Source organism: Pseudomonas sp. SJZ077 (genome assembly GCF_007993905.1).
Taxonomy (GTDB): Bacteria; Pseudomonadota; Gammaproteobacteria; order Pseudomonadales; family Pseudomonadaceae; genus Aquipseudomonas; species Aquipseudomonas mandelii.
This window is the reverse complement of record NZ_VIUJ01000018.1, coordinates 14,556-27,732: the sequence shown is the minus strand read 5'-3', so window position 1 is coordinate 27,732 and position 13,177 is coordinate 14,556. Positions and strand designations below refer to the sequence as shown.

Here is a 13,177-nt window from a genome sequence, read left to right as displayed (position 1 = left end):
CCCTTTTCGTCAGATGAATATGGTCGAGCCCATGCGCCAGGGGCACGCAGGCGTCATAGGGTTAAAACAGGTAACCGGCGGACAACCGCACTTGATCGCGGTTGTCATACTCGCCGAAGGGCTTGTCGGGCTTGCCGAAGAACACATCCACTTCCAGCCCGAGCTTGATCCAGTCCACCGGTTTGTAAGTGAAGATGCCTTGCAACAGCGCATCGTCGTTAAACGGTGGCGAGGCGGCGACCACCAGCCGGCTCTTGAGTCGGTCCTGCCAATGGGTGCCCTCGGCGGATAAGGTGAACAGGTGCTCGCGCTTGTCTTGCAGCATGCCGTCCTGCCAGTCGAGCAATTGCTGTTGCTGCCACTGCACGGAAATCAGCCAGTCACGCAGCAAGTAGTCGACGCCCAGCAACGACTTGACCATCGAGGTGCTGTCGGCGCCGTAAGCGCGGGTCGGATTGGTCACCCGCCAGTTGTCGAACCAGGCAATTTCGCTGCGCACCACGATGCTGTGACCGGCGTCGATCGCCAGCCCCGCGCCGCCCATGGTGTAACGGGGAAACTGGCGTTCCAGTCGCGTGCGGCCGTCATCGGCCAGGCCTTCGACGGCGTACACCGGGTCCTGCTGGCGCGCGTTCAGTGCGACGAAACTGGTGTCCACCGAACCGATCCGGCCGTTGGCGCTCAGGCCATACGAAAAGCCCTTGTCACCGTCGTAGCCGGGCTTGGAATCGAGCAGGAAATACTGAGGATCCGGCGCGGCAAACAGCGGCGCGTCGAACTCGCTGCCTGCCACCGGCGGCTGGTTTTTCACAAAGTCGGTGACCCACAGCGCCTCCAGTTCCCACTCGCCCACCGGTTGCGCAAACCGCACCATGGGCACCGCGATCCGGCTGTCTTCCAGCAGCGGAGTCAGGCCATCGCGATAGTCCACCGGGTTGATCTGGTCGAGCACCCGCAACTCATCGGCACGACCCCAGACCACTTGCTGCCAGCCGACAGTCACCTCGCCGTCGCCCACCGACTGGCCCCAGTACAAATGCCGCCAGTCGGCGTCGAAGCGGTATTTGTCCCGCGCCCGTTCGCTGTACGGATTGTTGCCGTCATACCGGGCGTCGTAACGCACCCGGCCTTTGGCCTTGTAGTAACCACCGTCCCAGTTGTCTTCCAGGTTGGCCTTGAAATACATGGCCTTCTGGGTGATCTGGTCGTCACCGTGCAGGCGCAACGCGGTGGCGACGCCGACCTCGGCGTCGGCGTAATCCGGCTTGAGGTCGTCGACCGTCAATTCAGCCAGCGCCGGCGGCGCGACCATGCAGGCTAATAACGCCCACGCGGCGCGGTTAATGTGTGATCCCGGCATGGTTACATTCCCAACCCGACACCACCGTCGATCACCAGGCTCTGCGCGGTCACCCCGCCCGCTTCGGGGCTGGCCAGGTAACGCACCATCGCCGCGACTTCTTCGCTTTGAATGAAGCGGCGCATCGGCAGTTTTTTCTTGGCGTTGCGCAGGATCTGTTCCTGGGTCAGCCCGGCAATGGCCGCTTGCGCCGCCAGTTCACCTTGCAGCATGGGCGTGTCGATCCATGCGGGCAGAATCGCGTTGACGGTGATCAACCGTGGTGCCAGGTCCAGCGCCAGGGCTTTGGTCATGCCGACGATGCCGTGTTTGGAAGCGCAGTACGCGGTGTTGCGGACCTTGCCGGCGCGGCCGAGGATCGACGACATGTTGATGATCCGCCCGCGGTCCGGCATCAACGGCAGGCACAAAGAAGTGACGTAGAACGTACCGTTGAGGTTGACCGAAATCACCTTGTGCCAGTTGTGCAAATCTTCCGGTTCGTTCTCGTTGCAGATGCCGGCGCTGTTGACCAGCACATCGACGTAGTCCACCTGTTTGGCGAGCATTTTGAAGAAGGCTTCCATGCCCTCCAGGTCGGCAATGTTCGCCGAATGGGTTTCGACACGGGCCTTGATCTGTCCGTGTTGCTCGTCGACCCAGCGTTGCAGTTCCGGTAAATCCAGATCCAGCAGGATCAAGCGGTGCCCGGCATCGGCGGCAAAATTTTCTGCCACCGCCCGGCCGATGCCTTTGGCGGCACCAGTAATCAGAATGGTCCGGCTCATGGCATCTTCAACCCGCCGTTGACCGGCAGGACCTCACCCGTCAGGTACAAACCGCGATCGGCGATGTACAGCACCGCCTCGGCTATCTCATGAGGTTCGGCGTAACGCTTGATCAGCAACCGTGACTGGATTTCCTGTTCCTGGCTGCCGATCAGCGCCGTGCTCATTTCGGTGTTGACGATGCCCGGCGCCACCGCATTCACCCGAATGTTGCGCGGCGCCAGTTCCACTGCCAGGGCACGGGTCAGCGCTTCGACACCGCCCTTGGCCGCGGCATAGTTGCTTTGCCCCTTGCCGGGTTTCTGCGCTGCCACCGAGCTGATGTTGACGATGCAACCGCTGCGCTGGCGCATCATGCCCGGCACCACTTGCTGACAGCAGAGCAAGGTGCCGATCAGGTTGGTCTGGATCACCTCGACGATGTCGCGGCTTGGCATCGTCGCCAGCAACCCGTCACGGGTGATGCCAGCGTTGTTGACCAGCAGATCGACGCGCTGGAAATGCTCGTCGACCCGTTCGAAAAAGCCTTTGATGCTGTCGCCGCTGCTGACATCGCATTGCAGCGCCAGGCACTCGAGGCCCAGTGCCTGAACCTCGTCGCGCAAGGACATGGCGGCCACTTCGTCGCGTACATAACTGAATGCAATCTGATAGCCCGCGCCGGCCAGGGCCAGGACAATCGCCCGGCCGATACCACGACTGCCACCGGTCACCACTGCTACTTTATTCGGCATGACCGTTCCTTAGAGTGAGTTGTCAGTCTTGAACTGCGCGAGGCTGAAGCCGTGGGTCGCGGCCAGGGCACGAATCTGCTGCACTTGCTCGCGGCTGATATCGCCGTAGGAGTAGTGCTGTTTCATCCCGGACAACCCCATCAACACCGACTCCGCCATGCAGGCATACAACTGGCCTTCCTTGAGGTAGGCGCGCACGTTACGAATCAGGCCATCGCCCAACGGTGTCTGGACAATCCCGCCGTGCATGTACAACACGTCGGCCCGTTGCCCGGAGAGGTTCTGATCGACGTTCAGCGGCACCGCGATGTCGCAGATCACGCTGTTTTCGGCGAAGTGATCGGCACCGAGAAACGGTTGAGGGGCATTCGCCGCACAGAGCACGATGCGCGCCTGTTTCAGCACCTCAAGATCATTGCTGACCGTGATGAACGCATTCGCACCCAGGCGCTCTTCGACCAGACGCTGCACTCGCAAACCGAGGTCCGCGCCAGCACCGTGGGCCTGTAACAACGCGTCGATGCCGTCGAGTTTCTGCAAGCGGCTGGCGAGGCGGTCGTGCTCGGCGACACCTTTGAGAATCGCGCGGGCGGCCTCGGCGTAAATCAGCTGGGCGGTCTTCTCCAGGCGCCGCAGTGAGCCGTCGCGACCGCTGCCGATGAGGATCAGGTGTTCGACACTGGTGGACAGCAACGAAGCGTAAGTCGAAGCAATGTTGCCCGCCGCACCGACCACCGCCGCCGTCTGTTGGCTCAGTTCCAGGCCTTGCTGCTTGCAACCTTGCTCGATCGCTTCCAGGCCCATGCCGATGGTCAGCGCATTGCCGGAAGTCAGCGCCATGTCGGGGATTTTCAGCGCCTGACAATTGTTGGTGACGATCGAGGTGTACATGCCCAGACCGGCCACGCTGTAGCCATCCGCCCGGGCATCACGGATGCGATTACTGACTTCGTCGCGGATGGTGTCCAGGTCGCCACTGGCGATGTACGCAGCCATGGCATCGGAGTCCATGCACAACGGGTACAGGGTGAATTCCACGGCGGTGCCAAGTTTCGAACGAATCAGCACCGGGCCGATTGGCGCAGCACGCCGCTCCGGGGCCATACGCTTGATGAACTCGCGCTTCTGTTCGGCGCTGAGGGTCGACAGCGACGGGTCAACATCACTGAGCATGTCTGAATCGATCAGGTGATTGATGAACGCCACGCGCGCCACCACGCGAACGTTCTCGTCAGGCTTTGGGAGGTTTTCAGGTTCCTTGAAGCTCACCTCGCGGGCCGGTACTTCGGGGATGCTGTCGGCACACACCCCGGCCGCCAGCGGGAAGGCATCGCGTCGACGCAGCATGTCGCAGACCTTTTGCAACGAGCCGATCAAGCCGTCGATTTCCTCGAAGGTGATGCACACCGGCGGCTCCAGGCGAATCACGTTGGCGTTGCTGCCCGACGGCGCGACCCGCAGCGATTCGAATTGCAGCAGGTAGCCGGCAATGATGTAACCCAGCGCATCGTTGTACTGCGCCGACGCCTGCACCAGCGAACTGGTGCCGGTCAAGTCGTGCAGTTCGAACCCCAGCAGCAACCCTCGACCACGCACGTCGGCAATCACGTCCGGGTACGCGGCTTTGAGTTCGAGCAATGACGACTTGAGGTATTCGCCTTTCCTGTTCACCTCCTTGAGCATCGCGCTGTCGTTGGCAAACAAGCGGCGCAATGCCGACAGGGCGATATGGCACGAGGCATCGTCTTCGGCGAAGGTCGAGCTGTGGATGTAGCTGAAATCGTTTTCGTAGTGGCTGGCACGGATGACCGTCGCGGCAATTTTCATCAGGCCACCGCCCAACGCTTTGGACAGGCAGTAGTAATCGCCCTGCAAGTTGAAATGGCTGGCGCCGAGCAAAGTGCCGGTGCGGCCGAAACCCGATTGCACTTCGTCGATGATCAGCGGGCATTGCTGCTCGTTGCACAGGCGACGCAGGCCCAGGTAGAACTCGTTGGCGAACTCGTTGATGCCGCCCTCGCCCTGGATCGGTTCGAGCAACACCGCCGTGATCGCGCTGAAAGCGTCACGACGTACCTGCAAGGTCTCGCCGCTCCACTCAAGGCTAAGCCAATGCCGCGTGTGGCGGGCCGGCAAATCCAAGAGCTGCTGGGGTTGCTGCGGATCGATGAACTCGACGTTAAGACCAAAACGGGCGAACGGCTGACGGTACTGTTTGCCGTACGTCAGCTGGACGGTGTTCACCAGTTTGCCGTGAAAGCTGCCGCGAAGGGCGACGAATACCGGCTCGACATGCAACTGCGCGAGGTTGTGTTGACGCACCGCTTCCACCACTTGGCGCACGGTCACGTAAGACAGATTTTCCGGCAGTAATCCGGCCGGCAGGTCGAGGTCATCAACGTCCAGTTCGACATAGGCCTTGTCGCTGGCGGTCAGGTTGGCCAGGGCGAAATCCCGTTCGTCGAACTGCTTCTGCAAGGTTTTCTGACGGCGGTATTCGGCATGCTTGACGGCGATTTCCACCGATTCGGCGCCACTGTTGGAGAAGGTCGAAATGTAGCGCTCGTTGTTGTTCAACTCCCGATTGAACGCCTCGCTGAGTTCGCGCCCCAGCATACCGGCGGCGCCACGCACGGACATCTGCGCATTGAACGGCACATCGGCGCGCAACAGGCCGCAGAGTTGGTCGACGAACTGCGGGTCATTGTGGCCAAACAACGCCGCACCGTAACCGCCCAGAAAGTCGGTGACGGTCACCTCTGCGCCTTGTTTGTCGAGGTAAAACAGCTTGCTGCCCAGCGCCCGGTGGAACTGGCATTCCAGGCCCAGGGCCTGCATCAATTCAACGAATTTAGGTCGTACGTAATCGCGGTAATCCATAAAAGTCATATCCCTTGATCAGAAAATAGAAGCGATTCATTACGTTCAAAACGGCTGACCGGCCGCCTGATAGTCGAGCTGGTAACAGGCGCTGAAACCGTTGTCGTCACGGTTGATGATCAGGCAGTCGCGCAGCACCGCGTCCCGGCCCTCACCGAGCACAAACGGCAGCTGCGGTTCCACCGGTTGCTGCAACCCGATGATCGGCGGCACACGCTGGTCCTGCAGTGCATGACGGGCCAGGATCAGGTCGACCAGGCTCGGCGCGCCGCTGAGAATGCCGGTCACCGGCACGCTACTGGTGATATGCGAGGCACCGGCGCGGGCCAGCGTCCGTGCCAGGTCGGTGTCCTTGTGCGGATCGCCACTGGCGCTGCTGACCAGCAGATCGACCTGTTTGTCCGGCAGGTTCAACGACCCCAGTCGTGGATGGGCGGTGAGTCCCGACAGGCAGGTCTGCGGCCCATCCGGTAGGTCGTCGGCCCGGCGCAAAATCAATGCCGCCGCGCCTTCACCGGCAATCCCACCCGAGCCTTGGCGATCGAATGCACGCAAGGTTTGCGAACCGTCGGTGCTGATCACGCCAGCCTCGGCCAGTGCGGCCAGCGCCAACGGATCGAGTTCACTGCCGGCACCGACCACAATCGCCGCATCGATACGACCGCTTTGCAACGCCGCGCATGCCTCGCGCAACGCCGCCAGATTGCCGGCCACGCCTTGCATGTAGGCGTTGCATTCGCACTCCAGTTTCAGCGCCAGACTGACAACCCCGAGCAAGCCGTTGCTCAGGCTCTTGAGCACCAGGAACGGGTCGAGCGCGCGCTCCCGCAACACCCGTTGAGCAAGGCGCCGCATGTCGGCACCGGACTCATCGCGGCACTCGTGGAGCAACTCGCCATAGGCCGCCAACGACGGATGGGTATAACCGCCCTGGCAGCAATAGAGGCCGTAGCGCAGCCCGTCATTGCCTGGTTCAAGCCCGGCTTCGACCAACGCCTGACGCACCGCGCTGACGCCCCAGATCACGGCCGGCGGGCAGTAACGCTGGAGGTTCTGGGCCACGTCCTGGCGACTGGTTTGATGGTCTTCATCACTGACATGCCCGAACGCCGTCACGCGCTCACTGTGGAACAGTTTCGACTGCAGCAAAGCGATACCGCTGCGGGCTTCACTGGCCGCTGACCAAAAGCGTTGCACGCCCCAGCCGCTGGGTAATACGCAACCGCTGCCGGCGATGGCAACGCGCACAGTAGCGCCCGTCATTGTCCGTGCTCCCGATATTTGCCCAAGGCCAGCGAAGTGTTGAGGCCGCCAAAACCGAAGGAGTTGCTCAAGGCAAAATCCACCCGGCGGCTGACCGCTTGTCCGGCGCAATAGTCCAGGTCGCATTGCTCATCGACCTCATGCAGGTTCACTGTCGGAGTGACCAGATCGTTCAGGCACGCCAGCGCGGTGACCATGCATTCGGGTGCGCCGGCGGCGGCAATCAAATGCCCGAACTGCGACTTGTTGGCGCTGATGGCCAGGGACCGGTAGTGCTTGTGCTCGGCGAACACACTTTTGATCGCCAGGGTTTCGGCGACATCATTGAGCGGCGTCGAGGTGCCGTGGGCGTTGATCAGATCGATCTGTTGCGCACGCAGGCCGGCGTCGTCCAGCGCGGCTTGCATCGCCAGCGCCGCGCCCCGACCTTCGGGTTGCGGGGCGGTGACTTTGTAGGCGTCCAGGCTGCTGCCGAAACCGAGCACTTCGGCATACGGCGTCGCTCCTCGCGCCAACGCATGCTCAAGGCTTTCCAGTACCAAGAAACCACCGCCCTCGCCGGCAATCAGGCCACTGCGATCACGGTCGAATGGCCGGCACAAATCGACACCCCAGCGCTGTTCGCTCGATGCCGCGCCGAGCAGGTACAGCGCGGCCATGGTGTCGAGGTTCAGCACCGAATCGGCGCCGCCGGCAATCGCCACGTTCACTTCACCGCGACGAATCATCTGAAAAGCATTGCCGATGGCCTGGGAGGCTCCGGCGCATGCGCTGCTGATATTGATCACCGGGCCTTCGCAACCCAAACCGTCGGCAATCACCCGAGCCAGTCGATCATTGCTCTGACGCAGCGAGCCCTCGGTACTGACCTGCCCGGCGCGGGGCATCAGGTGTTGCCAGCCCGGGGTGCAGCCATCCGGTGCCTGGGTCAACAGCATGTCGGCCAGCATGTGTTGGGGCGCGCCCGAAGCGCAGAGCACGGCGGCTTCACGTAGCTTTTCAAGAGCAAGTCCGCTGTCTTTCACCGCTTGGGTGGCGGCCACCCAGCCAAAACGGCTGCGTTTTTCCAATGCAACGGTCCAGGCCGGGTGGTCCTGCAGGGCCTCAGGCAACAGGCTCATATCCACGGCCGCGGCGTAGCGCACCGGGAACGTGCCGTCTTCCACCCCGTCGGGCTGCCATGGACGCACGCAATGTTCGGCGCCAAGCATTTTTTCCCAGAGGGTCTGCCATTCGAAACCGAACCCGGTCACGGCGCCCATGCCGGTAATCACAATCCGTGTCGCACTCATGTGTGCTTCTCCATGGTTTCACTGGCCAGCAGCAAGGCGCCCCAATGACCGGCGCGGCTATGGCTGACCAACAGCGTATAGCCCGGTGTCGCCGAAGCGTTGTGGGTAAGGTGCAAGGCCAGCGCGATTTCGGTCAGCAAGGCGCTGGCGCCAAGATCGCCGGTCATGGCATGAGTGCTGCGAACGTCCTGCGGTCGGTCGGCGAACAGGCTCATCAGTTGCGCATCCTCAGGATTGGCGACGATTTGCTGGACGTCACCGAGGCACAGTTTTTCCAGGCTCAGTGCCTGGTCGATCACCCGCCGGGCAACCGCTGCGCCCCGTTGCGGATCAGCGCTGTAACCCCGAGCGAACCCGGCAATGCGCAAGGCCTTCGGGTTGGTGCGCGAAGGCGTCGAGCCGAGCAGCAGTGCCGCGGCGCCTTCGCCATAAGTCGGCTCGTCTGCCTGATAGGGTTCACGCAGATACAGGGCGGGCGTCAGGTTCGGACTGCTGCTGACCACCAGCGCCGCTTCGGCACGTTGCTCGACAATTTGCTGGCAGGCTTCGATCAAGGCATCGAGCCCGGCGTTTTCCTGGGAACAGAACCCACCCATCGGCCCGTGGCATTGCAACGCTTCGGCCACGTAGGCCATCACGCTGCTGTTGAGCAGCATCAGGGCATGCAGCGGCGGTGTATTGGCCAACAGTTGCGCCAGTGGCTTTTGCGGTTGCTCGCCGATCGCTTGCACCGCGTCCCAGCAAGGGCTTGGCGCGTCGACTTCTGGAATGGCCGCCGTCAGGGCAATCCGTGCCGGAGGCAGTTGCAGGGCCGCCAGCGCGGGCGCCAGGCGCGCCGTGCAATGCAAAAGCCGCAGGCCTTGTGGTTCGACGCTACGCTGGATTTTGCGGTCGAACAGATCGCTGGCCAGACGCGGTGTCGGCAGCGGGTATGCCCGTCGCGTCGCGTCAAATGCCAGCGGTTGCGGCGAAGGTGGCGTTCCGAGCAGGTCGGCACATTCGCTGCCGGCGGCGTTCAGCACGGCGGCAGAATGGATGAAAACGGCAATGCTCATGTCATGCCCTCCCCAGAACCAGCGAGCTGTTGACGCCGCCGAACCCGAACGAATTGGACATCACCACATTGATCGACTGACGCACCGGCTCGCTGAGAAACTTCAATGAGGGGTATTCGGCGCGATCGTGATCGTAGTTCAAGGTCGGCAACAGCACGCCGTCCCGCAGGCTGATCAATGACAGCACCGCTTCAATCGCGCCGCTGCCCGCCAGGGAATGACCGATGGCCGATTTGTTGGCAGTGAACGTCACATGTTCCTGGCACTCGCCGAACACGCGCTGCAAGGCCAAAGCCTCGCAGCTGTCGTTGGCCTGGGTAGACGTGCCATGGGTGTTGACGTGTTGCACGGCGCTGCTGAGCAGCCCGGCGTCTTCGATTGCAGCTTCCATGCATTCCTCGTATTTGCTGCCGTCCCGGCTGCTGGAGGTCATTTTTTGTGCCTCGCACATATTCGCGTAACCCAGCACGCGCCCCAACGGCGCGGCTTTGCGACGTTGCGCATGCTCGGCGGATTCGAGAATGATCATGGCTGCGCCCTCGCTGATCACGAAGCCACAGCGGTCCGGCATGAACGGTCGACTCTGCTCGCTTGCCGGCAGGTCGGCCTGGCACAGCGCGCCCAGGCTGTTGAACATGTAGTACGGCAACTCGTTGGCCATCAGTTCGACGGCACCGCAAATGGCCAGGTCGATTTCACCGCGCTCGATCGCCCGGTAGGCGCTGCCGATCGCCATGGTGCCGGCGGCGCAGGCATCGGAGTGGGTCGAAATGTGATCGCGGATACCGAGCATCTCGGCCAGGTGCTGGGTCTGCTGATCGACCCGGCGCCCGAAGACCGCGCTCGACGCCGCCGGGTTATCCAGCAGTTGATCCAGATCGACACGCCCGGACTCATCCATGCAGCGACTGGCCCGGTGCAGATCGTGACTGTCCGCGCAGTACTTGTTGGCACCCAGGAACAATCCACTGCGGGTGTGAGCAAAGGCTGTCGGGGTCAGACCGGCATGCTGAATGGCTTGTCGAACGACGAACTCGGCCAGCACACTTTGCCGTGGATGCAGCGCAGCATTGCCGCCGAAACCCGCGGCGATCTGCTGCCACTGGCCGTCATCGATAAACCCGGCGGCGCTGTTGTTGAAGCCCAGCGCCTTGAACCGTGGATGTTCGCGAACACAGGACTGCTTCTGGCAGATCCGCTCGAACAACGTGGCGGCGTCCAGTGCCATGGGCGCCACCAGACCGAATCCGGTCACATAGACTTCTCGTGCCCGCATGAGAACTCCTACACCGTCTCTTTGACGTGAGTGGCCACAAATTGCTCCACCAGTTGGCGTGAAACCTCGTCGCCGTCGGCCGGCACCAGCCGCGCACTGCACGCGTCACAGACCACTTGCTGACGTTCGTTCAGCACGGCTTTTTGAGCGCCGCAATCGGGGCAGTTCTGCGGCAGATAGTTGAAGAGGTTGCGGCACTGTTGCGCCCAGTTGCGCACGGTGGTGGCGGCAAATACCTGCGCCGGTTGCATACCGGACTGGAGTTGATCCGGGGAGTAGGCGCTGAGGCTCTGTTCAAGCAAGGCCTTGCCGTTTTCAGTGATGCGACCGCCGGCCAGGAACTCGCCGGCGTCGCCGCAGACAGCGACGGCGTGATCGAGCACGCTGGTTTTGGGCAAGGTGCAGCCATACTGACGGCCCAGTTGAAAGCTCAGGTCGACGATGTCCAGCGAATCGGCGCTGAGATCCTCGACGATACTGCTGTTCTCATCGATATCATCGGCGCTCATTACCAACAGTTGCGCGAGGATCTCGCGGGTGCTGACAATGACGTTTTCCAACTCCAATGGATTGTTCATCTCTATCTCCCTATATCGTGATTGCTTCATAAATTCCGTATGTGAGAAGTAACTTTTCCCACAGCAACTTCTGACGCGGCGGAAATCTAAACTCTGCCCTTAAGGGGAGAGTCAACGAACTATTCAAAGTTTTTTAACCACTTGAGACAGACGTCCTAACAGGCCTGCGCACCGCACTCGATTGGTGCGAAGCCCCATGCCTTTTGACTTATTTACTTAACAAAGGCTGCGTATGGTGGGGTGCACACTGTATCGCCGGCTAAATAGAGAGAGGCTCGAAAGTATTAACTTCTGGCTGACAGCACAGACGTACCAATAATAAAAACCGGATAAGAAAACAGTTATAACTTCATAACTTTCAACCTAGCCCTTAGATAATGCGCCTTGAGGATTTAGAAGCCGATCAGGCAAATCGGCACAGCGCTTCTGGGTAACTGAGTGTCGAGCACAGACAACTGACCGAGTGCGGGGCGCTATAGGGTGCGGCTTCAGTTCTCTAATCCACTGCCCCGGAGTCCACATGACCGCACCTATTACCGTTCTTCGCGACACTCATCCGCTGCCGGTGCTCGACGCCTGCAAATGGGAAAAACTCGAAGGCGACCCGCACACCGTCAACCTCAACGCCTACACCAGCGAAGACGGCAGCAAGATCATGGGCACCTGGATCTGCACGCCGGGCAAGTGGTATGTGGAATACGTGAAGTGGGAATACTGCGATTTCCGCGAGGGGTATTGCATCATCACCCCGGAAGGCAAAGAGCCGATCCATCTGCGTGCTGGTGATATTTTCGTCATTGAGCCGGGGATGAAAGGCACGTGGGAAGTGGTTGAAACCGTGCGCAAGTATTTCGTGTTTGCCTGATACAAAAAACCGGGAGACCACCCGACGTGGTCTCCCGGTAAATACGCATTCCTTGTGGCGAGGGAGCTTGCTCCCGCTCGGTTGCAAAGCAGCCGTAAAATCAGCAACTGCGTTTTATCTGACGCACCTCGTTCACGGGCATCAGGTCCGCTTCGCGAACCAGCGGGAGCAAGCTCCCTCGCCACAAAAGCCTTTAATCACACTCCCCGGAAAAACTTCTTACTGGGGTTTGCGATAGCTGTTGATGATCGCCGAGAAGTCCTTGCCACCCTCCCCACGCTGGCTCATCGCCTGATACAACTGCTGGGCCACCGCGCCGAGCACCACCGGTTGGTGCGCCTGACGTGCCGCCTCAGTGGCCAGCCCCAGATCCTTGAGCATCAGTTCGGCACCGAAACCACCGGTATAACCGCGCGAGGCCGGTGCCGTTTCGACGATGCCGGGCCACGGGTTGTACATCTCCGAACTCCAGCAACGCCCGGTGGAACTGTTGATGATTCCTGCCAGCACGGTGGTGTCGATGCCGAGGGCATCGCCCAGCGCCATGGCTTCACTGACGCCGACCATGGAAATCGCCAGCAGCAGGTTGTTGCAGATCTTGGCGATTTGCCCGGTGCCTACTTCACCGCAATGAACGATGTTGCGGCCCATCTGCGCCAGCACCGGTTGCAGGGTCGCAAACAGTTCAGGCGTGGCGCCGACCATGAAAGTCAGCGTCCCCGCCGCCGCACCGCCCGTACCGCCAGAGACTGGCGCATCGGCCATGGCCACGCCCTGCTTGGCCGCAGCGGCTGCCACATCGCGCGCAGTCTGCGGATCGATGGTGCTGCAATCCACGGCTGGCACGCCTTTGCCGATACCGGCGAGAACGCCGTCCTCACCCAGCCAGACACTGCGGACATGCACAGCGGCGGGCAGCATGGTGATCACCAGTTCCGCGCCTTGCGCCGCTTCACGGGCCGAAGCGCTGATGCTGCCGCCCAGTTGTTCCAGCTCCGCCAGAACGGTTTTGTTCAGGTCCACCAGGCTCAGTGCGTGGCCGGCCTTGATCAGGTTGCGCGCCATCGGCGCGCCCATGTTGCCGAGACCGATAAAAGCGATTTTCAT

Annotated in this window: 11 protein-coding genes; 1 reads left to right on the top strand and 10 read right to left on the bottom strand. The window is 61.4% G+C overall.

Going from position 1 to position 13,177, the window contains the following annotated elements:
* Positions 1 to 61: 61 nt before the first annotated feature.
* From FBY01_RS23650 to FBY01_RS23610, 9 genes are read right to left on the bottom strand one after another with little or no spacing between them, the layout of a single operon-like run.
* Positions 62 to 1,360 carry a DUF1302 family protein gene (locus FBY01_RS23650; protein ID WP_145309820.1) on the bottom strand — a complete coding sequence of 433 codons (1,299 nt, stop codon included), beginning with the start codon at positions 1,358 to 1,360 and terminating at the stop codon, positions 62 to 64.
* Positions 1,361 to 1,362: 2 nt separating this feature from the next.
* Positions 1,363 to 2,127 carry an SDR family NAD(P)-dependent oxidoreductase gene (locus FBY01_RS23645; protein WP_010463725.1) on the bottom strand — a complete coding sequence of 255 codons (765 nt, stop codon included), beginning with the start codon at positions 2,125 to 2,127 and terminating at the stop codon, positions 1,363 to 1,365.
* On the bottom strand, positions 2,124 to 2,861 hold the full coding sequence (locus FBY01_RS23640) for a 3-oxoacyl-ACP reductase family protein (RefSeq protein WP_010463726.1): 738 nt from the start codon (positions 2,859 to 2,861) through the stop codon (positions 2,124 to 2,126). The genes FBY01_RS23645 and FBY01_RS23640 overlap by 4 nt, the downstream gene beginning before the upstream one ends.
* A 9-nt stretch (positions 2,862 to 2,870) precedes the next feature.
* Entirely contained in the window at positions 2,871 to 5,741 is a 2,871-nt protein-coding gene (locus tag FBY01_RS23635; RefSeq protein WP_145309823.1) for an aminotransferase class III-fold pyridoxal phosphate-dependent enzyme, read from the bottom strand.
* A gap of 45 nt (positions 5,742 to 5,786) precedes the next feature.
* Positions 5,787 to 7,004: a beta-ketoacyl synthase N-terminal-like domain-containing protein gene (locus tag FBY01_RS23630; protein WP_145309825.1), complete on the bottom strand. Its 1,218-nt coding sequence runs from the start codon at positions 7,002 to 7,004 to the stop codon at positions 5,787 to 5,789.
* The gene (locus FBY01_RS23625) at positions 7,001 to 8,296 is read right to left on the bottom strand and encodes a beta-ketoacyl synthase (RefSeq protein ID WP_145309827.1); all 1,296 of its coding nucleotides are present in this window, start codon (positions 8,294 to 8,296) and stop codon (positions 7,001 to 7,003) included. The genes FBY01_RS23630 and FBY01_RS23625 overlap by 4 nt, the downstream gene beginning before the upstream one ends.
* Positions 8,293 to 9,351, bottom strand: a complete 1,059-nt coding sequence (locus FBY01_RS23620; protein ID WP_145309829.1) for a beta-ketoacyl synthase — start codon at positions 9,349 to 9,351, stop codon at positions 8,293 to 8,295. Before FBY01_RS23620 ends, FBY01_RS23625 begins: the two co-directional genes overlap by 4 nt.
* Position 9,352: 1 nt before the next feature.
* Entirely contained in the window at positions 9,353 to 10,627 is a 1,275-nt protein-coding gene (locus tag FBY01_RS23615) for a beta-ketoacyl-[acyl-carrier-protein] synthase family protein (protein ID WP_145309831.1), read from the bottom strand.
* Between the two features lie 8 nt (positions 10,628 to 10,635).
* Positions 10,636 to 11,205, bottom strand: coding sequence for an acyl carrier protein (locus FBY01_RS23610; protein WP_145309833.1), 570 nt, complete (start codon positions 11,203 to 11,205; stop codon positions 10,636 to 10,638).
* A gap of 520 nt (positions 11,206 to 11,725) precedes the next feature.
* On the opposite strand from FBY01_RS23610, the gene FBY01_RS23605 reads away from it, so the two are divergent.
* Positions 11,726 to 12,070 carry a cupin domain-containing protein gene (locus FBY01_RS23605; RefSeq protein WP_007946320.1) on the top strand — a complete coding sequence of 115 codons (345 nt, stop codon included), beginning with the start codon at positions 11,726 to 11,728 and terminating at the stop codon, positions 12,068 to 12,070.
* A 219-nt stretch (positions 12,071 to 12,289) separates the two neighbouring features.
* Here the strand turns inward: FBY01_RS23605 and mmsB are convergent, their stop codons facing one another.
* Positions 12,290 to 13,177 (bottom strand): 3-hydroxyisobutyrate dehydrogenase, encoded by an 888-nt coding sequence (mmsB, locus tag FBY01_RS23595; RefSeq protein WP_077747330.1) that lies wholly within the window; start codon positions 13,175 to 13,177, stop codon positions 12,290 to 12,292.